The 24,276-nt window shown below is 62.5% G+C and carries 22 protein-coding genes; 14 read left to right on the forward strand and 8 right to left on the reverse strand.

Going from position 1 to position 24,276, the window contains the following annotated elements:
* Positions 1-181 precede the first annotated feature (181 nt).
* Entirely contained in the window at positions 182-907 is a 726-nt protein-coding gene (locus tag ACZ9XP_RS04445; protein ID WP_465188066.1) for an SDR family oxidoreductase, read from the reverse strand.
* A gap of 104 nt (positions 908-1,011) precedes the next feature.
* Here ACZ9XP_RS04445 and ACZ9XP_RS04450 point away from each other — a divergent pair, with 104 nt between their 5' ends.
* The 4 genes from ACZ9XP_RS04450 to ACZ9XP_RS04465 all read left to right on the forward strand — a co-directional run bounded on the left by ACZ9XP_RS04450 (position 1,012) and on the right by ACZ9XP_RS04465 (position 6,225).
* Positions 1,012-1,935, forward strand: coding sequence for a LysR family transcriptional regulator (locus ACZ9XP_RS04450; protein ID WP_465188067.1), 924 nt, complete (start codon positions 1,012-1,014; stop codon positions 1,933-1,935).
* 243 nt (positions 1,936-2,178) lie between these two features.
* On the forward strand, positions 2,179-2,976 hold the full coding sequence (locus ACZ9XP_RS04455; protein ID WP_147684903.1) for a hypothetical protein: 798 nt from the start codon (positions 2,179-2,181) through the stop codon (positions 2,974-2,976).
* Positions 2,963-4,210 (forward strand): hypothetical protein, encoded by a 1,248-nt coding sequence (locus ACZ9XP_RS04460; protein ID WP_465188068.1) that lies wholly within the window; start codon positions 2,963-2,965, stop codon positions 4,208-4,210. The genes ACZ9XP_RS04455 and ACZ9XP_RS04460 overlap by 14 nt, the downstream gene beginning before the upstream one ends.
* Positions 4,207-6,225 carry a hypothetical protein gene (locus ACZ9XP_RS04465; protein WP_465188069.1) on the forward strand — a complete coding sequence of 673 codons (2,019 nt, stop codon included), beginning with the start codon at positions 4,207-4,209 and terminating at the stop codon, positions 6,223-6,225. Before ACZ9XP_RS04460 ends, ACZ9XP_RS04465 begins: the two co-directional genes overlap by 4 nt.
* Positions 6,226-6,306: 81 nt before the next feature.
* On the opposite strand, the gene ACZ9XP_RS04470 is transcribed toward ACZ9XP_RS04465, so the two are convergent.
* From ACZ9XP_RS04470 to ACZ9XP_RS04480, 3 genes are all read right to left on the reverse strand, one after another.
* Positions 6,307-7,434: a branched-chain amino acid ABC transporter substrate-binding protein gene (locus ACZ9XP_RS04470; protein WP_147684909.1), complete on the reverse strand. Its 1,128-nt coding sequence runs from the start codon at positions 7,432-7,434 to the stop codon at positions 6,307-6,309.
* Positions 7,435-7,691: 257 nt separating this feature from the next.
* Positions 7,692-8,945 carry an NAD(P)/FAD-dependent oxidoreductase gene (locus ACZ9XP_RS04475; protein WP_465188070.1) on the reverse strand — a complete coding sequence of 418 codons (1,254 nt, stop codon included), beginning with the start codon at positions 8,943-8,945 and terminating at the stop codon, positions 7,692-7,694.
* Between the two features lie 2 nt (positions 8,946-8,947).
* The gene (locus ACZ9XP_RS04480; RefSeq protein WP_465188071.1) at positions 8,948-9,949 is read right to left on the reverse strand and encodes a 4-hydroxyproline epimerase; all 1,002 of its coding nucleotides are present in this window, start codon (positions 9,947-9,949) and stop codon (positions 8,948-8,950) included.
* A gap of 314 nt (positions 9,950-10,263) precedes the next feature.
* Here ACZ9XP_RS04480 and ACZ9XP_RS04485 point away from each other — a divergent pair, with 314 nt between their 5' ends.
* The 4 genes from ACZ9XP_RS04485 to ACZ9XP_RS04500 all read left to right on the forward strand — a co-directional run bounded on the left by ACZ9XP_RS04485 (position 10,264) and on the right by ACZ9XP_RS04500 (position 14,923).
* Positions 10,264-11,166 carry a dihydrodipicolinate synthase family protein gene (locus ACZ9XP_RS04485; RefSeq protein WP_147684916.1) on the forward strand — a complete coding sequence of 301 codons (903 nt, stop codon included), beginning with the start codon at positions 10,264-10,266 and terminating at the stop codon, positions 11,164-11,166.
* A gap of 81 nt (positions 11,167-11,247) precedes the next feature.
* Positions 11,248-12,675 carry an aldehyde dehydrogenase family protein gene (locus tag ACZ9XP_RS04490; RefSeq protein ID WP_147684918.1) on the forward strand — a complete coding sequence of 476 codons (1,428 nt, stop codon included), beginning with the start codon at positions 11,248-11,250 and terminating at the stop codon, positions 12,673-12,675.
* A 173-nt stretch (positions 12,676-12,848) separates the two neighbouring features.
* Complete coding sequence (locus tag ACZ9XP_RS04495) at positions 12,849-13,556, forward strand: GntR family transcriptional regulator (protein ID WP_147684921.1); 708 nt, start codon at positions 12,849-12,851, stop codon at positions 13,554-13,556.
* Positions 13,557-13,678: 122 nt separating this feature from the next.
* Positions 13,679-14,923 carry a sensor domain-containing diguanylate cyclase gene (locus ACZ9XP_RS04500; RefSeq protein WP_147684924.1) on the forward strand — a complete coding sequence of 415 codons (1,245 nt, stop codon included), beginning with the start codon at positions 13,679-13,681 and terminating at the stop codon, positions 14,921-14,923.
* Positions 14,924-15,160: 237 nt separating this feature from the next.
* Here the strand turns inward: ACZ9XP_RS04500 and ACZ9XP_RS04505 are convergent, their stop codons facing one another.
* The 3 genes from ACZ9XP_RS04505 to fliW all read right to left on the reverse strand — a co-directional run bounded on the left by ACZ9XP_RS04505 (position 15,161) and on the right by fliW (position 16,946).
* Positions 15,161-15,589, reverse strand: a complete 429-nt coding sequence (locus tag ACZ9XP_RS04505) for a BLUF domain-containing protein (RefSeq protein WP_147684928.1) — start codon at positions 15,587-15,589, stop codon at positions 15,161-15,163.
* Positions 15,590-15,597: 8 nt separating this feature from the next.
* Complete coding sequence (folE, locus tag ACZ9XP_RS04510; protein WP_147684931.1) at positions 15,598-16,314, reverse strand: GTP cyclohydrolase I; 717 nt, start codon at positions 16,312-16,314, stop codon at positions 15,598-15,600.
* A 191-nt stretch (positions 16,315-16,505) separates the two neighbouring features.
* Positions 16,506-16,946, reverse strand: coding sequence for a flagellar assembly protein FliW (gene fliW / locus ACZ9XP_RS04515; RefSeq protein ID WP_147684934.1), 441 nt, complete (start codon positions 16,944-16,946; stop codon positions 16,506-16,508).
* A 108-nt stretch (positions 16,947-17,054) separates the two neighbouring features.
* Between fliW and ACZ9XP_RS04520 the strand changes: the two genes are divergently transcribed.
* From ACZ9XP_RS04520 to argS, 6 genes are all read left to right on the forward strand, one after another.
* Complete coding sequence (locus ACZ9XP_RS04520) at positions 17,055-17,906, forward strand: ferritin-like domain-containing protein (protein WP_147684938.1); 852 nt, start codon at positions 17,055-17,057, stop codon at positions 17,904-17,906.
* The gene (locus ACZ9XP_RS04525; protein WP_147684942.1) at positions 17,890-18,102 is read left to right on the forward strand and encodes a hypothetical protein; all 213 of its coding nucleotides are present in this window, start codon (positions 17,890-17,892) and stop codon (positions 18,100-18,102) included. The genes ACZ9XP_RS04520 and ACZ9XP_RS04525 overlap by 17 nt, the downstream gene beginning before the upstream one ends.
* A 156-nt stretch (positions 18,103-18,258) precedes the next feature.
* A complete protein-coding gene (locus tag ACZ9XP_RS04530) occupies positions 18,259-18,678 on the forward strand; it encodes a hypothetical protein (protein WP_147684945.1) in 420 nt (139 codons plus the stop codon).
* Positions 18,679-18,693: 15 nt separating this feature from the next.
* Entirely contained in the window at positions 18,694-20,043 is a 1,350-nt protein-coding gene (gene trhP, locus ACZ9XP_RS04535) for a prephenate-dependent tRNA uridine(34) hydroxylase TrhP (protein WP_147684948.1), read from the forward strand.
* A 461-nt stretch (positions 20,044-20,504) separates the two neighbouring features.
* A complete protein-coding gene (locus tag ACZ9XP_RS04540; protein WP_147684951.1) occupies positions 20,505-21,545 on the forward strand; it encodes an MBL fold metallo-hydrolase in 1,041 nt (346 codons plus the stop codon).
* Between the two features lie 115 nt (positions 21,546-21,660).
* Entirely contained in the window at positions 21,661-23,379 is a 1,719-nt protein-coding gene (gene argS, locus ACZ9XP_RS04545) for an arginine--tRNA ligase (protein WP_147684954.1), read from the forward strand.
* Between the two features lie 44 nt (positions 23,380-23,423).
* On the opposite strand, the gene ACZ9XP_RS04550 is transcribed toward argS, so the two are convergent.
* Complete coding sequence (locus ACZ9XP_RS04550; protein ID WP_170253643.1) at positions 23,424-24,266, reverse strand: transporter substrate-binding domain-containing protein; 843 nt, start codon at positions 24,264-24,266, stop codon at positions 23,424-23,426.
* Between the last annotated feature and the right edge of the window lie 10 nt (positions 24,267-24,276).

Consider the following 24,276-nt stretch of genomic DNA (forward strand, 5'->3'; position numbering starts at 1 on the left):
CGGGCTCCAGCGTGTACCCGGCCACGAGGGCCGGGGAGGTGGATCACAAGCCCGGTTTGCAAGACAAACCGGGCTTGTTTTGTAAACGACAGCGGGTCTGGCCGTGCCGTGGCGCAGCACTTATTTGGTGGTGTAGCCGCCGTTGATCAGGATGGTTTGCCCGGTGACCCACCAGCCGTCGCTAACCAGCGCTAACCAGGTGGCGGATGAATGGCACCACGTCGTGGATGTCGGTTAGCCCGGTGGGCGAGAACGGCGATAGCGCGGCGGCAGTCTTGTGGTAAGCCACCGCCTCTTCGCCTTCTGCCGGGTAGAAGAACGGCGTATCCATCGGGCCGGGGCCGACCGCTGTCACCGAAATGCCACGAGCGCCGAACTCTTTGGCGGCGGCACGGGTAAAGTGCTCTACCGGCGCCTTTGTGCCGGCGTAAGAGGCATAGAACGGCGTGAAGGCGCCCAATAGTGAGGTGACGATGGTGCACACCTTGCCGTTGTCGTTCAGCTGTTTGCCGGCTTCTTTCAGAAAGAAAAACGCCGACTTGGCGTTGATGGCGCTCATCTCGTCGTATTCGGCTTCGCTGATGCCCACCATCGGCTTTTTCAGCACTTTGCCTACGGTGTTGATGGCAATGTCAGGGCGGCCAACGGCGGCCACGGTGTCGGCGAACAGTTTTGCAATGGCGGCGGCGCTGGTCAGATCGCCCTGCAGGGTAACGGCCTGGGCGCCGGCGGCACGTACCGCGCTGGCGGTGGCTTCGGCATCGCTGGCGCTGGCGGCCGAGTTGTAGTATATGGCAACAGCCCTGGCGCCGTGTGCGGCCAGGTCGCGTGCCAGCAAACCGCCCAGGTTTTTGGCGCCGCCGGCGATCAGGACTACCTTGCCGTGAGTACTGTGCAGATCAGACATATGAGGCTCCTTGTAACGCTGTGGTGGGAGTCCTCAGTGTTAATTAATTGCAATATCACAATAAACAAGTAGTATCGGATTTGTTTATCCGTAAATCGCAAACAATGGACCGCATCGATCAACTGCGCGTGTTCCTGCGTATCAAGGAAAGCGGTAGCTTTGCCTTGGCGGCAGACCAGCTGGGTCTGCCGCGTGCCACCGTGTCGCAAGCGCTGCGCCAGCTGGAAGAGCGGCTGGGCGTGCGGCTGTTTCACCGTACCACGCGCCAGGTTAGCCTGACGCAAGATGGCGAAGCCCTGGTCGAGCGTGCTGCGGCGCTGATTGCCGATATGGCAGAGCTGGAGCAGCATTTTCGCCCGCAGGACGACCTGGTGTCAGGCCGCCTGAGGGTGGATGTGCCAAGCCGCATTGCACGGCGCTTGCTGGCACCCGCGCTGCCTGGTTTTCTGGCGCGCTACCCGCAGCTACAGATAGAGCTGGGCAGTAGCGACCGTATGGTAGACCTGGTACGCGAAGGGGTGGATTGCGCGCTACGAGTGGGTAATGTGCAGAACGACAGCCTGGTGGCGCGCCCGTTGGGCTACTTTGCCATGGTCAACTGTGCCAGCCCGGCCTACTTGGCCGCGCAGGGCGTGCCGCTGGATATGGCCGACATGGCTGGCCAGGCGATGGTGGGCTATGTATCGCTCAGCAGTGGCCGCCAGGCGCCGTGGTGCTGGCAGGAGGGCGAGGCCGAGCGCAGCATGCTGCTGCCGGTGCACGCCAGCGCAGACAATGCCGAGACCTATATCGCCTGCGCGCTGGCGGGGCTGGGGCTGATACAGGTGCCGCGCTACGATGTGGCGCACCATCTGGCCAGTGGCGCCTTGCAGGAAGTGTTGCCGCAGGCACGGCCTGCGCCACTGCCGGTGTATCTGGTGTACCCACACCGCCGCCAGCTGTCACGCCGTGTCCAGCTGTTTCATGGCTGGGTGCAGGGCGTGCTGCAGCAGCGTACCGATGCCATGTGGCCCCCGGTGCAGCCCTAGCCAGGCAGCTATGCAACAGGATCGCGCTGTCGACGGTTTGCCGCGTGTGTGTCTGCATCGTGCTGGCCTCGTACAGCATTTACTCTGCAGGCAGGCACTGTTTTCATACTGCAATGCCCCGCCACTGGCGGGGCATTGTGGTTTTTATCACCGGCCCGATGGTTGCCAAGCGTGATTGGCAAGGTCTGACAGGCTGGTCTTTCATCACTTTTGATGATGCATTCGGTAGAACGAGTGCGCAGTATGCATAAGGAAATTGATTATGCATGGATGTCGAGTGATGGGGGAGTCATGAACAGGAAAGCGTACATTGCGGTAACGACAAGTTTGCTGTGTCTGCTGACACCGGTTGCATCTGCTGTGTGTCTGGTCAAAACCGTCGATCTGGACAAGGTGGTGACAACTGCCCAGATCATAAAAAACGGCAATCTCAGTTTTATCGATCCTTGTGTAGGAGAGGTGAAAGCCGACATCAAGGTGATGGTGTACCAGACCCGCGATACGGCACAGCGCCATGTGCTGCATCAGGGCGATAACCTCAAGCGCATCGCGCCACCCAAAGCGGCAGGTCTGAAAGACCCGGGCAGCTTTTATGTGGCGACCAGCATGCTCAGCAGTCATCTGCAGGAGCGCAGTGGTGCGCAGCGTTTTGATCCGATTTCCGGTCTGGTTCTCGGTGGGCCGGTGTTGATGGATGCCCCGTTACTGATTCCGCTGGGTGCTTATGCCTGGTCGGAAACCGAAAAAGTCACACTCTCCTACGGCAAGCGCAGCCAGGTGTTGTCGCCTCGCAATGGTTTTATCACGGTTGACCTGAAGGCGGCCAAGGTACAGGCCTTTACCTTGGTGCAAGGTAGTCGTCGGGCCATATTCGAGGTGCTGGGCGATAGCCTGGATCCCGAGCTGGCAGAGCGGTACGGGGTATTGCAAAAGGCTCGGCACGAGGAAGATGGTGAGTTCGCCCGTTCGCAGTTGGCTACCCTGTTCTGGGAGTGGGGTCTGACTAACAATGCCATGTCGGTGACTTATGAAACCCCCTAAGCATCTGATACCGCTCACGCTTGCCGTGTTGCTGGGGGCGTGTGCCCAACTGCCGATGCCGTCTTTGCCGGCAATGGATGTGGGGAGCGTCATGAACCATTTGCGTGGCCCCTCCGATGCCACGCAAGAGCAGGCAGCCAAAGCGCCTGCCCCGGGTAACAAACGGGCCAAAGCGCCGGAGAAATCTGCCCCGGCACCCGTGGTGCAGGCCTACACCCGCGACCGGGCCATGCTGGATCTGCTGGATACCAACGGGCGTGCCTGTGCCGCGGCCAGTGATACCGGTACGCTGGGTAACCTGAAGATGTTTGCAACCGTGTCTGCCGAGCTATCCAAGATGGCGCTGACGCAGAGCATGAGTACGGGCGATTTCAATGGGGCATTAAACGATGTCAAATCGAAAATGCAGCATCTGGCCTTGCAGACACTATGGTTGCCGATGGAAAGCGAGCAGCTTATCGGCACGGCACTGCTGAAATCAGACAGCGTGACATCGGATGCCCGTAAAAACGCTTCGCCACAGCTGATGGCCGTGAAAAACGAGATCCAGCAGGCACTGGATGACTACACCAAGCTGGCGAGCGCCAAATACGACTCGCCCTACTCGTTCCAGATTCTGTACATGAAAGGCGTCGAATTAACGATGGCTATGTATCCTGGCGGGTATCTGGTGGTGCCCGAGAATCTGCTTTCATTCCTAGCCCAGATGCCGGCGCAGGAGCGCAGCATGCTGATCCGTTATCAGATGGGTCATGAGGTGGCACATGCCCTGCGCCGCCACAAGACCAAGTGGCATCAGTTCAGGATGGTGGATGCCGGCTTCAAGACAGAAAGCATGACCAGCCTGCTGGCTGCGAACAAGGGCCTGATCAGCGCGCTGAACCCGCAGAACGTGATCAAGCTTTTTGATGTGGGCAATTACGTTATCAAAGAAGGGGTCAAAAAGCACTGCGAGTTGCTGGATGCAGTTGCCCTGCTGCATGAGCGGCAAGAGCTGGAGGCCGATGTGTGTTCAGTGCACATGCTGTCCGAGCTGGCCCGGCAGGATAGCCGTTATGCCTTTAGCCCGGTTGTCGCCATGGATGTCTATGAGCGCTCGAAAAAGCGTGCGCCCCAGCAGGCTGCCAAGGGGAAGCGGGCTGCGTGCTCTGCCGATATGAACCATCCGGATAGTGCGGAGCGCCGGCAGAATATTGCCATGTTCTACGACGCAGTGAAGAGGCGAGCACCATGAGCTGGGGGCCAGTCCGGCTGGCGGTGGGGTTGTGTGCACTGATTGTGTCGACCTTCATCACGTCTTGCCTTGTGGCAACGCTGACCCAGCCGCTGGAACGCATCGTGTCGGTGATGTCTTCCGTGTTGATACAGCAGAAGATTTATGCAGACGCCAAGATGCCGACAGATACGGACCAGCCTGCCGGGCGTGCCGGGGTGGCACGCGCTTGTCTGGGTGTGCAGTGTGTGGTGGAGGTAGACATCGGCGATGCGGATTACGAAAGCTATTTCAAGGGGGTGTCACCGCTCAGCCCTGCCGTTTTATCGCAAGGCGTGGACAAGCTGGTGGCGCTGGCCCGGGAAAAAAGCGACCGCCCGGCTGCCGTAGTGTGGGATCTGGATCTGTCTTACGGCAAGACGGATGCCAGCCAGCGCAACCCACTGTTCGACAACCTAGTCCGGCTATCCTCGCTTACGCCGGTCTTGCTGGTGTGCCCCAAGGCTTTCATTGATTCGCCTGAGCGAGTGGGCTGGCGCGAGATGGACTATCTGCGCTATATCGCCCGGCATAATGCGGCGAATGTGGCAGCAGGGGGCGGGGTGTATTTTTTCCGTTCCGGTATTGACCGTTTTGCGTTGTTTTACGATCAGCAGGCCAGCAATGCCGGCCGTGTGGCCGCGCTGGCAATGCAGGGCAGCCTGGCTGAGCGACGCGAACATGCGCTGCACCCCGGGCAGGTTTGCCGTGGGGGAACCCAGGCGGAATATGGCAATGGCACCAGTCTGATCAAACCGGTTGATGATGCCATCCTGAAAACAGCCTGGACCGACTTGCATACCGGCGATCAGGACATGATGTATGGCGGGAACATACTGCTGATTGGCGGTAGCTACCTGGGGAATGACAAGTTTTCCATGTTGTCGGGTGCGGAGGCGGTGAGTGGTTCGCGCCTGCACGGCTATATCATCCAGGAGCAGTTGGCTGGCAACCAGGACGCGCCGGCCGTGTTCAGCTGTTTCTTCGATGTGGCAGTCGGCATCCTTTCCGGCTTTGCTTTCATGGCGTTGTGGCGCATGGTGGCGCGTACCGAGCCGCACTATGCGGCCAACCTGCTGGCGCATGGCGCATTTTTTGTGCTGGCTATCCTGTTGCCTTTGCTGCTGCTGTGGCTGACCTACCGTTTTTCGCAGTCAGGCATCAGTTTTGCCTCTGCCGGTATGGTGGTGTCGGCCTTGTTTGATGCTTTTTTTGCACCGCAGGAAACAGAAGACGGCGAGTTGCTGTTTGAGGGGCACACGCGGTCATCCCTCCTGGCTGTGCTGTTGTTGCTGGTGGTGTCTGTGGGTGTTGTGGCCTGTATGGCTTACAACATGGTCCCCATGCATGCATTGCTTGCCAGTATTGCGCTGGGCTGCGCATTGCAGTGGCACGCACGCACGCGCTCTGGTTTGCTGGTGTTTCTGTGTGCCGCTTTATTGGCGACGTACTTTCTGTTGCTGGTGTTTCACCACCCGCAATCGGTCTTGCTGGCTTGGCCCTTGTTGATCATTGCGTTGTGGCTCTACGCCTTCAGTAGGGATGGGCGTGCGTTGCTATCGTCGCCAGGGGTGGCGCCGGAGGCAGCGCTGAAGGCGGCACTGCTGTCGCGTCCCTTGCAATTGTTTGCCGTGGCAGTGCTGGTGTCTGTGTTGCCGGATGTGCCTGCCATGGATGCCGTCTCTGAATGGCAAGGCGTACAGACATGGCTAGTGGTTTCCTTGCTGGGAGGCGTATTGCTGTGGCTGACTGATCGCTGGCGGCCAGACCGCTGGCGTGGCCATGACTTGATGGCACTGGCTGCCTGGGAATCAGTCAAGAACCTGATTGCCATAAATGTTCTGGCTGAGTGGCTGACACCGTCAGACTACGCGCTGCTGCTGCCGTGGCCGGTCGAATTCATGCTGGCTATGTTGCTGCTGTTGCTCAGTTGCCTGTGTTTTGCCTATGGCAGGATAGCCAAAAGGCAAGAGGCGGCGAGCCACGAATCTTATTGATCCCGTGGCATGATGGCCGCCGGCCTGGCTGGCGGCCAACCTTGTGGCAAGGTTGGCCGCAGCAGCCAGGCGTGGGGCGGGTTATTGCACCACCGACTTCACTTTCCAGTCGTTGCCTTCCACTTGCGAGATGGTGACTGGCGCGTTTTTCAGGTTGCCGGCGGCGTCAAAGCTGAAATCGGCCGTGGCGCCCTTGTAGGCCGTTTTGGCGATCAGCGGCAGGAACTTGGCCGGCTCGGTGCTGTTGGCGCGCTTCATGGCGTCGGCCACGATCATCACGCCGTCGTAAAACTGCGGCCCCAGCAGGACCACATCCTGTTTGAAGCGCGCCTTGTAGCGGGTTTCAAAGTCCTTGCCGGCCGGGCGGCTGCCCAGCTCGCCACCGGCTACGGCCGAGTAGTGGCCCGCGGCGTCCGCACCGGCTAGCTGGATGAAGGTGGGCGTGTTCAGCATGTCACCGCCCATCAGGCGGGCATTGATGCCCAGGCGCTTCATCTGGCGTGCCATCGGGGCCGCCTGGGCGTCGGCGCCACCGTAGAAGATTACGTCCGGGTTCTGCGCTTTCAGGGCGGTGAGGATGGCGGTGAAGTCGGTGGCTTTATCGTTGGTGTATTCGCGCTTGAACGGCTTTTTGCCCATGCCGGCGAGTGCCTTCACAAACTCGTCGGCAATGCCCTGGCCGTAGGCGGTGCGGTCGTCAATCACGGCGATGCGCTGCGCTTTGAGCTGCATCACCGCGTAGCGCCCCAGCGAGCCGCCGATCTGGCTGTCGCTGCCCACCAAGCGGAAGGTGGTCTTGTAGCCGCTGGTGGTGTAGGCCGGGTTGGTGGAGACCGACAGCTGCGGGATGCCGGCGTCCGAGTAAATGCGCGAGGCGGGGATGGACACGCCGGAGTTGAAGTGGCCAATCACCGCCTTCACGCCTGCATCCATCAGGCGCTGTGCCACCTGGGTACCCACGCGCGGGTCAGCCTGGTCGTCTTCCGATACCAGCTCGAATTTCACTTTCTGACCGGCCACGGTAATGGGCTTGGCGTTGAGGTCGTCGATGGCCATGCGGGTGGCGTTTTCGTTGTCCTTGCCGTAATGCGCCTGCGGGCCGGACATCGGCGAGGCAAAGCCGATTTTCACCACGGTGTCGGCAAATGCCGGAGACGACATGGCCAGGACTGCGCCGGCTACCCATACCGCCAGTTGTTGCTGCTTCATGTGTTTACTCCCATTCTCGTTGCAAGGTCCAGGTTGGCCGCAGTGCGGCCGTGATGCCCGGCGGGTGCCGGGCGGATAGTGCCGGTAAGACGGCGGTGACATTGCACGTGGTGTGCCTGCTGGCCGTTTGACCGGTTTTTTTATCAATCCCATGTAAAACAAGGTGTTGCCTGTGTTGTGGCTAGTGGCGCCTGCCACGGGCTTGCACCAATTGCATACAAACTATTGTCAATAATCGCCCATGCCGGTGCGCGTGCTCAGAAACGGTTCAGCCGGTACGGCGCCATGTCGATGCCGCAAGCCTGGCCGCCTATCTGCGCCGCCAGCAGCGCGCCGGTGGTGGCCGCCAGCGTCAGGCCCAGGTGGCCGTGGCCGGTGGCAAAGTACAGCCCGGACACATCCGGCGCCGGGCCGATCACCGGCACGGTGTCGGGTACCGATGGCCGGTTGCCCATCCACACACTCATGTCCCGGGTGCTGAAATCGCCCACGATGCGCCGTGCCTTGTCCAGCAGGATATGGGCGCGCCGCCAGTCCGGCGCGGCATCGCGGTGGGCCAGCTCCACGGTGCCGGCCAGGCGCAGGCCGCCGTTGGCCATGGGCAGAATCACAAAGCTTTCGCTGGCGCACTGGATAAAGTGGTGCAGTGCCACGCCGGCGTGGGGCAGCGTCACGTGGTAGCCGCGCTCGCTTTCCAGCGGCAGCCGGTAGCGGCCCTGGCGGGCGAAGCGGTCGCTCCATACGCCGCAGGCAATCACCACGGCATCGCCGTGCAGCGTGCCGCGGCGGGCGGTGTCTACCCCCTGGCACTGCCCGCCACCATGACGCACCTGCAGCACCTCGTCCTGTACGAAGCAGCCGCCGTCCCGTATGAAGGCATCAAACAGGCCACGGCTGAAGGTGTACGGGTCGTCCACGTGCGACCAGGCGGGTACCTGTATAGCGTATTGCCATTCGTCTGCTATGCCGGGCGAGGCAATCTCTAACGCAGCGCGATCCAGTGGTTGCCACTGCACGCCATGTGCGGCTTTGGCTTGCCAGGCTGGCAGGGCGGCGTGGAACTCGGCCTCGCTGCGGTACAGCGTCAGGTTGCCGTGCCGGCGCCACAGGTGTTGCAGGCCGGCGTGTTCGATCAGCGGCGCGTAGTCGTCGTTGACCCTGCCCAGCAGTGCAGCCAGTGCACGGGTAAGCTCGGCCACGCGGCGCGGCCGGCTGGCGGCCACAAAGCGTGCCAGCCACGGCGCCAGCGTGGGCAGGTAGCGCCAGCGCACTGCCAGTGGCCCCAGCGGGTCCAGCATCCAGCCTGGCACCTTGCGCAGTACGCCGGGTTCGGCCAGCGGAATCACGTCGCTTATTGCCAGTGCCCCGGCGTTGCCGTAGCTGGTTTCGCGCGCCGGTTCGCCGCGGTCCAGCAGGGTGACGCGGTGGCCGGCACGCTGCAGCTGCAGCGCGGTGGCGATGCCGACAATGCCGGCGCCAGCCACGATGATGTGTTGCTGCGGTTTGACCATGTTCAGCCCACCACAAAGCCGTGTACGTACGGGTCGGCGTCGTCCAGCAGGATGCGGTTGTAGCCGGTGGTGATGGCCCAGCCGGCAATGCCGGGAATGATGGCCGGTATGCCCGCCACCTCGGTAACGGCTTCGATGGTGCCGGTGAACTGGCTGCCGATCAGGCTTTCGTGCACCAGTACGTCGCCCGGCTGCATCAGGCCGCGGCCAAAGCGTTGCGCCAGCCGCGCCGAGGTGCCGGTGCCGCACGGCGAGCGGTCCAGCGCGGCGGCACCGTACAGCACCGCGTTGGCCGCGTGCGAGCCGGGCTGCTTCGGTGCGCCGGTCCACTGTACGTGGCGCACACCGCGGATGGTGGGGTCCAGCGGGTGCACGATGTCGTAGTGGGCGTTGATGTAGTCGCGCAGCTCGTTACCCATGGCCACCAGCTGGCCGGGGGTGTAATCGGCCATGTCGCGGTAGTTTTCCTGCGCTTCCACAATAGGGTAGAAGTTGCCGCCGTAGGCGATATCCACCGTCAGCGGGCCCAGTGCGGCGATCTCTACCGCTACATCACGCAGCAGCAGGAAGGACGGCACATTGGTCAGCTTGACCGACTGCACCTTGCGGCCAACTTGCGTGTACTCGGCCACTACCTTGCCGGCTGGCGTGTCCAGGTTCAGCACGCCCGGCGTGCGCGGCGTCACCAGCTGGTGTTCGATGGCCATGGTGACCACGCCGATGGTGCCGTGGCCGCACATCGGCAGGCAGCCGCTGGTTTCGATGTACAACACCGCCACGTCGCAGTCGTCACGGGTGGGCGGGTACAGAAAGGCGCCGGACATCTGGGCGTGGCCGCGTGGCTCGAACATCAGGCCGGTGCGCATCCAGTCAAAGCGGGCCAGAAAGTCCTGGCGGCGCTCGGCCTGGGTGTTGCCGGCCAGTGCGGGTGCGCCGCGTGTGACCAGCCGTACCGGGTTGCCACAGGTGTGGCCGTCTATGCATTCAAACTCCGTCACTGCCATTGCCATGCTCCTTTGCTTGCGGTGTCTTCACTGTATGCAGTGGCAGTTTTGAATACAATAATGGATGCAATATTTGTTGAAATGCCACAGCCGCCATGGCAGCTTTTTACTACCGGATAGAACTAATAAACATAACAAAAACAATAATATAAGTTGGTGTTGTAAAAAATCACTGCTGCATTGCGGCAAGGTGTTGCAATAAAATAAACGCCATTTTGTATACAAAAACGCTTGTTTTTTGGGTGCAGAATTCCCTAGCATGAAATGGACCCGCAGCCACCGCGCTGCATCCACACCCTGCAAGGAGCACCCTGATGGCACACCTCTGGACTGGCGTTTTCCCCGCCGTTACCACCAAATTCCACGCCGACGAAAGCCTGGACCTGGCCGCTACCACCCATCACATCCAGTGGCAGCTGGACTGCGGTGCCGACGGCATTATTGTTTGCGGCTCGCTGGGCGAAGCGTCCACGCTGACGGCCGATGAAAAGATCACCATCCTGAAAGCCGCCAAGGAAGTGGCCGGCAGCAAACCGGTCTTGCTGACCGTGGCCGAAGACAGCACCCGTGCCGCCGCCGCGCTGGCGCAGGCGGCATACGCCGCCGGTGCCGACGGCATCATGCTGCTACCGGCCATGCGTTATGTGTCCGACCCGCGCGAAACACTGAACCACTACCAGCGCGTGGCCGACGCCAGCCCGCTGCCGATCATGATTTACAACAACCCGGTGGCTTACGGCGTCAACATCACCCCTGAGATGTACGCGCAAATGGCTGCCGAGCCGAAGTTTGTGGCCATCAAGGAATCCAGCGGCGACATTCGCACGCTGACCAATGTGATCAATGCGGTGGGCGACCGCTTTGCCATCTTCAGCGGCGTGGACGACCTGGCGCTGGAAAGCCTGCTGATGGGTGCCGATGGCTGGGTAGCCGGCCTGGTGGTGGCGTTTCCGAAAGAAACGGTGGCCATCTACAAGCTGGCCCGCGCTGGCCGCGTGGAAGAAGCCCGCGCCATCTACCGCTGGTTTGCCCCGCTGCTGCACCTGGACGTCTCGATGAAGCTGGTACAGAACCTGAAGCTGGCCGAGGCCATGGTAGGGGTGGGTAGCGAACACGTGCGCGCGCCGCGTCTGCCGCTGGCCGGTGCCGAGCGTGAGCAGGTGCAGGCCATCATTGCTGCCGGTATCGCCAGCCGCCCGGCGTTGCCCGCCCTGTAACCCCTGCTGCGGCCAACCTTGCCAGGCAGGTTGGCCGCAAGCAGATGGCAAGGGCGCGGTGACGCCCGGAGGAGTCAAGCCATGTTCTGCAACCTGATCGACGGGCAGTGGCGCGGCAGCGGCCACGCCATCGTCAACCGTAATCCTTCTGACCTGCACGACGTGGTGGGCGAGTATGCCGCGGCCAGTGCCGACGATATGCGCGACGCGGTAGCCGCGGCGCGGGCGGCGCTGCCCGGCTGGCGTGCCACCACGGTGCAGCAGCGTGCCGATATCCTGGATGCGGCCGGTAGTGAAATCCTGGCGCGCAAGCAGGAGCTGGGTACGCTGCTGGCGCGTGAAGAAGGCAAGACCCTGGCCGAGGCAGTGGGCGAGGTGGCCCGCGCCGGACAGATCTTCAAGTTTTTTGCCGGCGAGGCGCTGCGTGGCCAGGGCGAGTGGCTGGAGTCAGTGCGCCCCGGCGTGGAAGTCACCATCAGCCGCGAGCCGGTGGGTGTGGTGGGGCTGATTACACCGTGGAACTTTCCGATTGCCATACCGGCGTGGAAAGCCGCCCCGGCGCTGGCCTTTGGCAATACCGTGGTGCTGAAACCGGCCGAGCTGGTGCCGGCCAGCAGCTGGGCGCTGGCGGACATCCTGCAGCGTGCGGGCTTGCCGGGCGGCGTGTTCAACCTAGTGATGGGCAGCGGCCGCGTATTGGGCCCGGCCATGCTGGAGGCGGGTATCGATGCGCTGAGCTTTACCGGCTCGCAGGCCACCGGCCAGGCATTGGCCGCCAGCTGTGCGGTGCGCGGCATCAAGCTGCAGCTGGAAATGGGCGGCAAGAACCCCTTGCTGGTGGCCGACGATGCCAGGCTGGAGCAAGCGGTGGAGTGCGCGATCAACGGGGCGTTCTATTCCACAGGCCAGCGCTGCACCGCCAGCAGCCGGCTGATTGTCTGCGCGGGCATTTACGATGCTTTTGTGGCCAGGTTGGCCGAGCGCACCGCTGCCTTGCGGGTAGGGCACGCGCTGGCGCCGGACACGCAGATCGGCCCGGTAGCCAGCGAGGTACAGCTGGCGGCCAACCTGCGCTACGTGGCGCAGGGGCAGGCCGAGGGCGCCACGCTGCTGTGCGGTGGCGACGCCTTGCAGTTAGCCACACCCGGCTACTATCAGCAGCCGGCGCTGTTTGCTGACTGCACGGCGCAGATGGCCATCAGCCGCGAGGAAATCTTCGGTCCGGTAGCGGCCGTGCTGCGTGCCGACAGCTACGAGCACGCGCTGGCACTGGCCAACGACACGCCGTATGGCCTGGCTGCGGGTATCTGTACGCAGTCGCTGGCGCTGGCGACACATTTTCGCCGCCACGCCCAGGCGGGCATGGTGATGGTGAACCTGCCCACCGCCGGGGTGGACTATCACGTGCCGTTTGGTGGCTGCAAAGGCTCCAGCCAGGGGCCGCGCGAGCAGGGGCGCTACGCTGTGCAGTTTTACACCACGGTTAAAACCGCTTATCTCGGCCTGTAGGCACGCTGACACACTGTTGATTTGCTGTCGAACGTGCCTTGCCGGTAGCGCAGCCCCCCGCTGCGCTACCGGCAACAGGGTTTGCTCTGCCTTGTGCAGCTTGCCGCCCCCGTATGGGGGCGTTTTTTTTGCTGCTGTGTTAGGGTTGGGCCATCTTTTACAGGTGATGCTTTATGAGTACACAGCAGGAGACAGGCAGCCAAAGCCTGGTGCAAGTGGCCACCGAGGCGATCCGCCAGCGCATTCTGGCCGGTGAATGGGCCGATGGCGGCCAACTACGGCAAGAGGCGCTGTCGCGCCAGCTGGGCATGAGCCGGGTGCCGATCCGCGAGGCGTTACGCCAGCTGGAGGCGGAAGGCCTGGTCACCATCAATGAAAACCGTGGCGCGGTAGTGGCGCAGCTATCGTTGCCCGAGATTGTCGAGCTGCTGCGCGTACGTGTGCTGCTGGAGTGCGATGTGCTGCTGGAGGCCATCCCGCGCCAGACCAGCGCGGATATCGCCGAAGCCGAGGCATTGCTGGGGCAGTTTGAAGTGGCGCTGCGTAACAAGGACATTGGCGCATGGGGTGTATTGAATGCCCAGTTCCACCTGGCGCTGTACCGTGCGGCCGGGCGCAGCCAGACGCAGGCCATCATCGAGCAGCTGCACAACCGTACCGACCGCTACACGCGCATGCAGATTCTGCTGACCGGCTTTAGCGACCGTGCCCATCACGAGCACAGCCAGCTGCTGGCGCTGTGCAAGCAAAAGGACGCGATTAGCGCGGCAGCCTTTTTGCGCCAGCACATCCTCCACGCCGAAGAGGCGCTGGAAGCGTGGTACCGTGCGCATGAAGTGGCACCCAAGCCGCGCCGCGGGCGCAAACCGGCGGCTGGCTGAGCTGTTTTGTGGGACAATTTGTTATTGGTGCGTTGCATCATCCGGTGGTTTCTTTTATTGAAACCAAAACGCTACGTCGCTAGTATCAAGCTACGATATACAAATGGATGCCACCGGGAATCATGCCCGTTTACGAAGCCCTGAATGCACTCAGCACCCCGGTGTGGATTGTGTCGCCACTTACCGGAGAGGCGCTGTTTGCCAACCATGTCGCTCAAGCGCTGGCCGATGGCAGCAGTGTGAGTGCGCTGCGCCACGGCAGCCTGTCGGCCTGGCCGATGGCGAGCCTGGCCGACTATACGCCAGCGGTGCTGGCGCGCGAACAAATCGTAGAAATCTGGACCTTCCAGCGCCATGGCCTGGCGGTGCCCTTGCCCTGTCGGTTGACCTTGTTAAGCCTGGGGGAGCACGCCGGGGCTATTCTGGTAGAGGCGCTGGCCTCGGGCGATGCCATGCTGCATGGCTGGCCCCCGGCCGATATGGGCTTGTCCAGCCAGGCGCAGGACAGTGAAGTGCGCGGTTTCTACGAGCTGCTGTTTCGTACCAACTCGGCCCCCATGCTGCTGATAGACCCGCAGGCTGATGGCCGCATCCTGGATGCCAACGAAGCTGCCACGCGCTTTTACGGCTACCCGCGTGAGGTATTTGCCGGCAAGCATACCTGGGAAATCAATGCGGCCGGCCGCAGCATCCTGCCGGTGATGCACGCCGTAGCACAGCTGCCCGGCGGGCACCGGCCCCTGAATTTTGTGCACCGTCTGGCCGACGGCAGCCTGCGAAATGTACAGACGTACGCCGGACCGATTGTGCTGGACGGCCGCCGGCTGATGCTGTGCGTGATTCACGACATCACCGAGCAAGAACAGCTAAAGCGCGAGCTGGAGCAAGCCGCCCTGCGTGACCCGCTCACCGGCCTGTGGAACCGCCGCCACATGATGGTACAGCTGGAGCAGGTGCTGCTTGGCAGGCGCGCGGACGATACGGCTTTTTGCCTGATATTGCTGGATGTCGACCATTTCAAGCTGGTCAACGACAGCTATGGCCACCAGGCGGGCGACCGCTTACTGGTGGCATTGGCGCAGACACTGGCCTCGCGCTTGCGCGAGCGTGACACCTTGTGCCGCTGGGGTGGTGAAGAGTTTTTGCTGCTGTTGCCGCTGACGCAGCAGGACAGTGCCCTGCAGCTGGCCAATACGCTTCGCCAGACGGTAGCGGCCATGCAGCATGAGGATTTGCCGGGCATCACTATCAGTCAGGGGCTTGTGCAGCACCAGCCGGGCGAGAGCCTGCATAACCTGGTGAGCCGCGTTGACACTGCGCTGTATCAAGCCAAACGCGCCGGGCGCAATGTTGTGGTGATGGGCTAGGGCAGACTGCCTGTCAGGGCGGCGGTTGAAAGCAAACTGACAGCTTGCCTCGTTACACTGCCAGCTGCTTCTCGGATTTGTTGCCTCTTTAGATTGTTTGGCTTGTTTGCCGTGCCCGCCCCTTGATGGGCGGGCTTTTTCTTGCCTGCTCACGCGGCAGCATACTGCATGCCAGGTGGCAGGTGGCAAATCGCCCGGGCAGCATGGCTGGCCGGGCGGGGTGGTGGCACTGGTTGATCAGTGGCTGCGGCCAACAATGGCGGCGGTAGCGATCAGCTCTTCCAGCAAGGCCAGCGAGCTGCTGCCGGTCAGGCGGAACGGGTCCAGCTGCGGTTTTTCCGAGTAGCGCAGCAGCAGGCTGGGGTTCACCTTGGCCAGATTGACCTGGCCCATGGTCCAGCCGGCAAAGCGGCGCTGGCTGATTTCTTCCAGCATCAGGATTTCCACATCGTGGTGGCGCGGGTCTTTGGCAATGCTGTTGTACAGCGCACTGACTTCGGCGCGGCTGCCTTCCAGTACCTGCATGAAAATGTCGCCGCTGTAGCACAGGATGCCGGTAATGCCGCGGGCCGGGTTGTGGGCATGGGACTGGGTCAGGATGGTTTCCAGCAGCGCCGCAGTGTGTGGCTGGCTGCTGCGGCTGGCGTAGAGCAGGCGAACAAGCATGGTTTTCCTCAGGCTTTCTTGTTGGGCAGCAGGGACAGGAACTCGCGGCGCAGGTCCGGGTTGGTCAGGAAGACACCCCGCATCACGCTGTTGATCATCTTGGAATCCATGTCCTTGACGCCACGCCAGTGCATGCAGAAGTGGTCGGCTTCCATCACGATGGCCAGGCCGTCCGGGTTCATTTTGTCCATCAGCAGGTTGGCCAGCTGGATCACGGCTTCTTCCTGGATTTGCGGGCGGCTCATGATCCATTCGGCCAGGCGGGCGTACTTGGACAGCCCGATCAGGTTGCTGTGTTCGTTGGGCATCACGCCGATCCATACCCGGCCCATGATGGGGCAGAAATGGTGCGAGCAGGCGCTGCGCACGGTAATCGGGCCCACGATCATCAGCTCGTTCAGGCGCTCGGCATTGGGGAATTCGGTGACCGCCGGCTGGCTGGTATAGCGGCCCTTGAACACTTCATTCAGGTACATCTTGGCCACGCGGCGGGCGGTGTCCTGCGTGTTGTGGTCGCTTTCGGTGTCGATTACCAGGCTGTCCAGCACGTCTTTCATGCGGGACTGCACCTCGTCCAGCAGCTCGTCCATTTCACCGGGCTGGATGAACTCGGCAATATTGTCATTGGCGTGAAAGCGGCGTTTTGCGCCGCGGATACGCTCGCGAATACGCGCGGATACCGGTACGTAGGTCGGGGCGGTGTGCTGGGTGCTGTCTTGGCTCACGCGGTTATGCTCCTCATCGTGCGGGTAGCACGCTTGGGTTTCTATAGGGTAGGGCGCTTGGAAGATAGCTGTGCAGGCGGCGAAAGGCAACACCTTGCCAAGTAGGGGTTTGTGTACGGCAGGTGCCGCGACGGGGTGATGCCAGCCAGCAGCGCACGGTCAGGGTGCGCCAGCGTGGCGTTACGGCGTGCTCAGGTATTGCGGAACACGATATCGCACGACAGGTTGAGCTTTTGCATGCCGCGCAGTGTGGCCAGGTTGATGATCAGTGGGCTGCGTACATTGGCGCGCAGCTGGGCCAGCAGAGGGTTGGTTTCCTGGCTGTCCACTTCGCGGTAAACGATCAGCAGTACCATGGCGTCTTCCGGGCGCGCCAGCGCCAGGGTGGCGACTTCGTCGTCGCTCAGCAGCACTTCGTAGCGTATGCCCAGGCGGCCGGGGTCGGTCACGCTGAACAGCACGTCCGGGTTGTCCAGCGATTGCAGCCAGAAGACACGCGGGCTATTGCGTTCTGCGTCGTGAAACAGCTTGAAACGGGTGCAGTTTTCAAATGCCGCCAGGCCATGCGCAAAAGTGATGATGGTGTTTTCGTCGACGTCTACTTCGCCCAGCAGGCTGGAATTGAACAGCATGGCGTGCTCCTTGTGTGGTCAGGCTTTCATTATGCACAAGGCGTGCGGCCCGGCCACTGACTTTTGTCAGCTTTCTGTCGGCGGGGGTGGCAGGTACAATGCCGCCCCATGACCGATGCCCTTTCCCTGTACCCGGCAATAGAAGCCGCGCTGATGTGCGACTGTATCGTGGCCAAGCCCGCGCAGGCGCAAACCTTGTACCGGCAGTGGCTGGCTGGCGGCTATGTGCGTGCCGGTGGCCCGCTGTACCCGGTGCCCGCGCCTGGCCGGCCGGCGCGTCCGCCGCTGGTGGCGGCTACCGAAGTGCCGCGGCGTGGCCTGGGTAATGCAGAGGGGCGGGCAGCACTGCTGCACGCCATTGCGCATATCGAGTTCAACGCTATCAACCTGGCGCTGGACGCGGCCTGGCGCTTTCGTGACATGCCGGATGCCTTCGTGGAAGACTGGCTGCGCGTGGCGGCAGAAGAGGCGCAGCACTTTTTGCTGCTACAGCAAAGGTTGGCCGCATTGGGCTATGTCTACGGTGATTTCCCAGCCCACAACACCCTGTGGGACATGGCGGTGCAAACCGGCCACGATGTGCTGACGCGCATGGCGCTGGTGCCCAGGGTGATGGAGGCGCGGGGGCTGGACGCCGTGCCGCCGATACAGCGCCGTCTGGCCATTATTGGTGACCACGACAGTGCAGCGGTACTGGCCACCATCCTGCACGACGAGGTAGGCCACGTGCGCATCGGCAACTACTGGTTTACCACGCTGTGCGACGCCCGCGGGCTGGACCCGCTGGAAACTTTTCGCAGCCTGCTGGGCCAGTACCATGTGGCGCTACTGCGCGGCGAGATGAACCGTCCGGCCCGGCTGGCGGCCGGTTTTACCGAATTCGAACTAAGCATGCTGGAAGACTTTAGCGTTACCCGGCAGCGTACTGGTACACGGAGCAAGCATGAACAAGCTGTTTGACACCCTGCGGCACAACCGCCGCCTGGCCATGGTGGTAACCCTGGCTGGCACCCTGCTGTTTACCCTGGCGTCTGCCGCGCGCGCCGCGGCGGGTGGCAATGGCTGGGAGGCCGCACTGGCTGCACTATTGATGCTGCTTGGCGTTGTGGGCCAGTTCATGGGCATACTGGCGCTGATGAAAAAACCCCGTCGCTAAAAGGGTGTTGAAAAACAGGGCTTTATGTCGCCATTGTGACCGTTTGCTACCTTGACGCTGGATAGGGGCACGCGCATAATCGCGCCGCAACAAACCCTTAACCAGACAAGGCTCCTATCCGGAGCCTTTTGTATTGTCTTGTACCCGGAGACACCCATGGATTTTCAGGCATTTTTGCGCGAGCTGGAAAGCCACGCGCTGCCTGCCGCCGAGTTTAACCACCGCGCGCACCTGCAGGCGGCGTGGGCTTACCGCAGCCGCTACCCGGCACGCGAAGCCGCCGCCCGCTGCGCGCATACGCTGTCGCGCTACGCCATGGCCCACGGCGCGGCAGAAAAGTACCATCACACGCTGACCATGGCCCTGCTGGCCATCATGTACAGCCGCCTGGACGCCGCGCCCGCCCAGCAGGCCAGCTGGGACGACTTTGTGGCGGCCAACCCCGACTTGCTCGGTGGTACCCGGGCGCTGGTAGCGCAGCATTATTCCGAACAAAAACTGCAGGAACATGATGCCCGCCGCGGTTTTGTCGCGCCAGATCGCGCGCCGCTGCCCATGTCCTGCCTGTTGCACTGAGACGCGAGAAGATCAATGAAATCACCCGAACTGCTCCTGCCCGCCGGTACGCTGGACAAAATGCGCGCCGCCTACGACTTTGGTGCCGACGCCGTGTACGCCGGCCAGCCGCGCTACAGCCTGCGCGCGCGCAATAACGACTTCAAGCTGGAAGAGCTGCGCATCGGCATAGAAGAAGCCCACGCCCGCGGCAAAAAGCTGTTTGTGGCCAGCAACATCCTGCCGCACAACAGCAAGATCAAGACCTATATGGCCGACATGGAGCCGGTGATCGAAATGAAGCCGGACGCGCTGATCATGGCCGACCCCGGCCTGATCATGATGGTGCGCGAACGTTGGCCGCATGTGCCCATCCACCTGTCTGTGCAGGCCAACACCACCAACTACATGGGCGTGAAGTTCTGGCAGAAGATGGGTGTGGAGCGCATTATCCTGTCGCGCGAGCTGAGCCTGGACGAAATCGCCGAAATCCGCCAGGAATGCCCGGACATGGAGCTGGAAGTGTTCGTGCACGGTGCGCTGTGCATTGCCTACTCCGGCCGCTGCCTGTTGTCCGGCTACTTCAACCACCGCGACCCGAACCAGGGCACCTGTACCAACGCCTGCCGCTGGGACTACAAGGTGCACGACACCCAGGGTGACGACGCCGGTGACGTGAAGCCGCAAAAGATCGACTTCGACTTTGGCAAAGCGCTGGAAGAAGCCAATCAGAGCTTCTCGTCCTGCGGCAGCCAGCAGCGCCACCCGCTGGCCGACAAGACCTACCTGATCGAAGAAGCCAATCGCCCCGGCGAGCTGATGCCCATCATCGAAGACGAGCACGGCACCTACATCATGAACTCCAAAGACCTGCGCGCCGTCGAGCAGGTGGAGAAGCTGGTGAAAATCGGCGTGGACTCGCTGAAGATCGAAGGCCGCACCAAGAGCCTGTACTACGTGGCGCGTACCGCCCAGACCTACCGCCGTGCCATCGACGACGCCGTGGCCGGCCGCCCGTTTGACTACAGCCTGCTGGCCGAGCTGGAAGGCCTGGCCAACCGTGGTTACACCCCGGGCTTCCTGGAGCGTCACCAGACGCAAGAGCACCAGAACTACCTGTCCGGTCATTCCATCGCCAAACAAAGCCAGTACGTGGGCGACGTGATGGAAGTAGACGCCGACGGCTGGGCGCTGATCGACGTGAAAAACCGCTTTGCCGTAGGCGACCGCGTGGAAATCATCCACCCGAGCGGCAACCGCACCGTAGAGCTCACCGAAATGACCCGCAACGGCGAAGCCACCAGCGTGGCACCGGGTAACGGCGTGAAGGTGAAGATTCCGGGCATGGCCGGTATGGAAAAAGCGCTGCTGGCACGCCTGCTGTAAGTTGCCACCGCGCTAGTTGTATCGAAAGGCCGGCCTTTGGGGTAATGCCAGTGAGTTAACGCTGACTGGCGTTTTTTTTGGTTAGGGGGTTGTTGCGCTGAAGTACGCTAGTGTGTCCGCTATGCGGACGATGATTAGATGCCGGTTCCGCCCGGCAGGCGGGAAAGGGGGCGGATTGCCGCCCCCTTTTCATTCCCCCGCAACCCGGGGCCGCTCGAAACCCCGGCCAAAATGGCACGCCCTAGGCGCCGCCGAACTCGCCCCTCGCTAACGGCTCGGGGCTCAAACAAATCGGCGTCTTAAAACCCGGGGCGCACCATTTTGACCGGCTCGCGCCAACGGGATGGGGCGCTTTACTCACGCCCTCCTACTTGAAGGCCAAGCATATTCGCTTAACTGACTGGCATTAGCCTTTTGCAGCGGCCTTTTGTCATAATGCATTTTTTGCGCAGGAAGCAGGCATGAAGCACGGTATCGTCGCGGCGCTGGCCGCCCTGATGTTGGCCGCATGCGGTGGCGATGCGCCGCCGCCAGGCAGCCCGCCCCACCATACTGCCGATGGTTACCGCAACCTGTACCCCTTCCACCAGCCGGGGCTGGGCGACATCCTGCGCTGGCGCTGGGAAGAGTGGACCGGCCCCGAGGTGGTGCAGCGCCCGGCGCGTATCCCGCGCGTACAGCCGGACCTGGCTTGGCTGGCGGCCAACCGCAGCACGCCCAGCTACACCTGGCTGGGCCACGCCAGCGGCCTGCTGCAGCTGGGCGGCCAGAACGTGCTGATTGACCCGATTTTTTCCGAGCGAGTGTCACCCGTGCAGTGGCTGGGCCCGCGCCGCTACCTGCCTGTGCCGGCCACGCTGGCGCAGCTGCCGCGTATCGATGTAGTGCTGATCTCGCACAACCACTTCGACCACCTCGACCGCGACAGCATCGACGCCTTGCTGACGCAGCCCGGCGGCCAGCCGCAGTTTGTGGTGCCGCTGGGTATCGACGCCTGGTTGCGCGAGCGTGGTGCCACCCGCATCACCGCGCTGGATTGGTGGCAAAGCGCCGACGTGGGCGGCCTGCAGTACACCGCCACGCCGGCGCAGCACTGGAGCAAGCGCAGCCTGACCGATACCAACGAAACCCTGTGGGCCGGCTGGGCGGTAAAGGGGCAGGGCAAGACGGTGTGGTACTCGGGCGATACCGGCTATGTGCAGCCGCTGTTTGCCGATATCGGCCGCCGTCTGGGTACCATCGACCTGGCGCTGTTGCCGGTGGGCGCCTACCTGCCGCGCTGGTTCATGGCCTCGCAGCACGTGGACCCGCTGCAGGCGGTGCAGCTATTCCGCGATGTGAAGGCGCGCCAAGCGGTAGGCATCCACTGGGGCGTGTTTGCCCTGGCCAGCGAGGCGGTGGACGCGCCGCTGGACGACCTGCCCGCCGCACGCCGCCAGCTGGGGGTGAGCGAGCAGGCCTTCCGCCTGTTGCCGCTGGGCGGTACGCTGCGCCTGCCATAAAGTGCGCGAGGCTTGCGGCAAAGGTTGGCCGCAGGGCGCTTTGGTCGTAAAATTGCTGCATTGCATTCGAGCCGGGCGCTTTGTCGCCCGGCCTTTGATTTTATAAAGGCCCATCATGACCATTCAGCAACTGATCAGCGACCGTGTTGCCGCTGCCCTGGCCGCCGCTGGCGCGCCCGACGCCCCAGCCGTTGTGCAACCTGCCTCCAAACCGGAATTCGGTGACTACCAGGCCAACGGCGTGATGGGTGCCGCCAAGGCGCTGAAGACCAACCCGCGCGCGCTGGCCGAGCAGGTCATTGCCCTGCTGGACTTGCAAGGCATCGCCAGCAAGGTGGAAATCGCCGGTCCTGGCTTCATCAACATCCACCTCGACCCGGCCTTTATTGCTGGCCGTGTGGAAAAAGCGCTGGCCGACGATAGCCTGGGCATTGCCAAGGCTGCACCGCGCCGCGTGATGGTGGAGTACTCGTCGGTGAACCTGGCCAAAGAGATGCATATTGGCCACTTGCGCGGCGGCATTATCGGCGACGCCCTGGTGCGCGTGAACAGCTTTATCGGCCACGACGTGATCCGCCAGAACCACGTGGGCGACTGGGGTACCCAGTTCGGCATGCTGGTGGCCTACATGGTGGAAACCCAGAAGGCGGGCGATGCGGCGGTCGAGCTGAAAGACCTGGACACTTTCTACAAACAGTCCAAAAAACGCTTTGACGAAGACGAAGCCTTTGCCGACCTGGCCCGCGACTACGTGGTGAAGCTGCAGTCCGGCGACGCCGAAGTGCTGGCGCTGTGGCAGCAGTTCGTCAAGCTGTCGCTGACCCACTGCAATGCCATTTACCAGAAGCTGGGCCTGCTGCTGGACGACGGCGACGTGCGTGGCGAAAGCTTCTACAACGCCGACCTGCCGGTGCTGGTAAGCGAGCTGCGCGAAAAAGGCCTGCTCACCGAAGACCAGGGCGCGCAAGTGGTGTTTCTGGACGAGTTCAAAAACAAGGAAGGCGAGCCGGCGGCCTTCATCGTGCAAAAACAGGGCGGCGGTTACCTGTACGCTACTACCGACCTGGGTGCCATCCGCTTCCGTATCGGCACGTTGAAGCTGGACCGCGCGCTGTACGTGGTGGATTCGCGTCAGAGCTTGCACTTCCAGCAGCTGTTTACCACCGCGCGCAAGGCCGGCTGGCTGCCGGCAGGGGCTGATTTCGAGCATATCGGCCACGGCACCATCATGGGCCCGGATGGCAAACCGCTGAAAACCCGCTCCGGCGAGAACATCAAGCTGGTCGAGCTGCTGGACGAAGCCATCGAGCGTGCCTACCAGCTGGTGAGCAGCAAGAACGCCGAGCTGCCGGAAGCCGAGCGCCGCAGCATTGCCCAGGCAGTCGGCATTGGCGCACTGAAGTACGCCGACCTGAGCAAGAGCCGCAACACCGACTACATCTTCGACTGGGACGCGATGCTGAGCTTCGAAGGCAATACCGCGCCTTATCTGCAATACGCCTATACCCGTGTACAGAGCGTGCTGCGCAAGGCGGAAGACTTCAATCCTGCGGCCAACATCGTGATTGCCGAAGCGGCCGAGAAGCAGCTGGCGGTGGCGCTGACGCAGTTCGAGGATGTGGTGTTTGCCGTGGCCGAAGGCAGCCAGCCGCACCACTTGTGCAGCTACCTGTACAACGTGGCCACGCTGTTCTCGCGCTTCTACGAAGCCTGCCCGATCCTGAAGAGCGAGGGCGCGGTGCGCCAGAGCCGCCTGCAGTTGGCCGCAGCTACCGCCAAAACGCTGAAAGCCGGCCTGGGCCTGTTGGGTATTGCCGTGCTGGAAACCATGTAAGCCAGCCTGCTACCAAAGCAAAACCCGCCGTGAGGCGGGTTTTTTCATGGCTTGGCGGCCAGTGTGCCGCTGGCGTCGTTTGGCGGCGCGATGGGTGTGGCGGCTGTTGGCACTAGCGCCGGGTCGTGGCTGTGCAGCGTGACCTGCTCGACAGGGGGCTCCAGCGGTAGCCAGCGCAGGTGGATGGCCAGGTAGCTGCCATCCTGCAACATGCTTTCCAGTGCTTGCTGCCAGCGGCGGATGGTGTCTGGCGCCGTGCCACGGGAAAAGCTCAGGTACAAGGGCAGGCTGCTGAGGGTGGCCACCGGGGCAATCGCCTGCGACGGCGTATTGGCAAAGCGCAGCTGGGTGGCCACCGCCGTGTTGGCCTCTACCCACAGACGCACACGGTTGGCCAGCAGCAGCCGCAGGCCTTGCTCGCTGTCCCGTGTGCGGGTGGGGCGAAAGCCGGCCTCCAGTGCGGCTGCCTCGGCGATGCTGTCTTGCGCGGCCACACTGGGTTCGCGCGCCAGCTGGGCGGTGGGCAAGCTGGCCAGCGCTGCGGCATTGCGTGGCAGGCTGTAGGCGGTAACGCTGGCCACCATGATGGGCCCGAGCTGGGTGAAATCACGGCGGTTGTCGTCGGTATCGCCCAGGGTAAACATCATGTGGTCTGGCTGGCTGCGCAGCAGTGCATGGGCTTGGTCCCAGGGTTTGAGCTGTATCGGCGTGCTATCGCCGGTGCGTTGCTGCAGCTGCTGCACGATGTCTATCGCCATGCCGGCTGGCTGTTCTACGGCGTTCAGATAGACAAAGGGTGGCCACTCTTCGGCCAGGATAGTCAGCGGCGCAGCCTGGCCAAGCGGGGGCAGCAATAAGGTAAGCAGGGAGAGGGCGCGCAGAAGCATTTTGGGTATG

The organism is Vogesella perlucida, assembly GCF_979366545.1.

Bases quoted from the DNA above. Each gene is read 5' to 3' on its own strand.
- ACZ9XP_RS04445 (WP_465188066.1), bottom strand. From the start codon at position 907: ATGTCTGATCTGCACAGTACTCACGGCAAGGTAGTCCTGATCGCCGGC.
- ACZ9XP_RS04450 (WP_465188067.1), top strand. From the start codon at position 1,012: ATGGACCGCATCGATCAACTGCGCGTGTTCCTGCGTATCAAGGAAAGC.
- ACZ9XP_RS04455 (WP_147684903.1), top strand. From the start codon at position 2,179: ATGCATAAGGAAATTGATTATGCATGGATGTCGAGTGATGGGGGAGTC.
- ACZ9XP_RS04460 (WP_465188068.1), top strand. From the start codon at position 2,963: ATGAAACCCCCTAAGCATCTGATACCGCTCACGCTTGCCGTGTTGCTG.
- ACZ9XP_RS04465 (WP_465188069.1), top strand. From the start codon at position 4,207: ATGAGCTGGGGGCCAGTCCGGCTGGCGGTGGGGTTGTGTGCACTGATT.
- ACZ9XP_RS04470 (WP_147684909.1), bottom strand. From the start codon at position 7,434: ATGAAGCAGCAACAACTGGCGGTATGGGTAGCCGGCGCAGTCCTGGCC.
- ACZ9XP_RS04475 (WP_465188070.1), bottom strand. From the start codon at position 8,945: ATGGTCAAACCGCAGCAACACATCATCGTGGCTGGCGCCGGCATTGTC.
- ACZ9XP_RS04480 (WP_465188071.1), bottom strand. From the start codon at position 9,949: ATGGCAGTGACGGAGTTTGAATGCATAGACGGCCACACCTGTGGCAAC.
- ACZ9XP_RS04485 (WP_147684916.1), top strand. From the start codon at position 10,264: ATGGCACACCTCTGGACTGGCGTTTTCCCCGCCGTTACCACCAAATTC.
- ACZ9XP_RS04490 (WP_147684918.1), top strand. From the start codon at position 11,248: ATGTTCTGCAACCTGATCGACGGGCAGTGGCGCGGCAGCGGCCACGCC.
- ACZ9XP_RS04495 (WP_147684921.1), top strand. From the start codon at position 12,849: ATGAGTACACAGCAGGAGACAGGCAGCCAAAGCCTGGTGCAAGTGGCC.
- ACZ9XP_RS04500 (WP_147684924.1), top strand. From the start codon at position 13,679: ATGCCCGTTTACGAAGCCCTGAATGCACTCAGCACCCCGGTGTGGATT.
- ACZ9XP_RS04505 (WP_147684928.1), bottom strand. From the start codon at position 15,589: ATGCTTGTTCGCCTGCTCTACGCCAGCCGCAGCAGCCAGCCACACACT.
- fliW (WP_147684934.1), bottom strand. From the start codon at position 16,946: ATGCTGTTCAATTCCAGCCTGCTGGGCGAAGTAGACGTCGACGAAAAC.
- ACZ9XP_RS04520 (WP_147684938.1), top strand. From the start codon at position 17,055: ATGACCGATGCCCTTTCCCTGTACCCGGCAATAGAAGCCGCGCTGATG.
- ACZ9XP_RS04525 (WP_147684942.1), top strand. From the start codon at position 17,890: ATGAACAAGCTGTTTGACACCCTGCGGCACAACCGCCGCCTGGCCATG.
- ACZ9XP_RS04530 (WP_147684945.1), top strand. From the start codon at position 18,259: ATGGATTTTCAGGCATTTTTGCGCGAGCTGGAAAGCCACGCGCTGCCT.
- trhP (WP_147684948.1), top strand. From the start codon at position 18,694: ATGAAATCACCCGAACTGCTCCTGCCCGCCGGTACGCTGGACAAAATG.
- ACZ9XP_RS04540 (WP_147684951.1), top strand. From the start codon at position 20,505: ATGAAGCACGGTATCGTCGCGGCGCTGGCCGCCCTGATGTTGGCCGCA.
- argS (WP_147684954.1), top strand. From the start codon at position 21,661: ATGACCATTCAGCAACTGATCAGCGACCGTGTTGCCGCTGCCCTGGCC.
- ACZ9XP_RS04550 (WP_170253643.1), bottom strand. From the start codon at position 24,266: ATGCTTCTGCGCGCCCTCTCCCTGCTTACCTTATTGCTGCCCCCGCTT.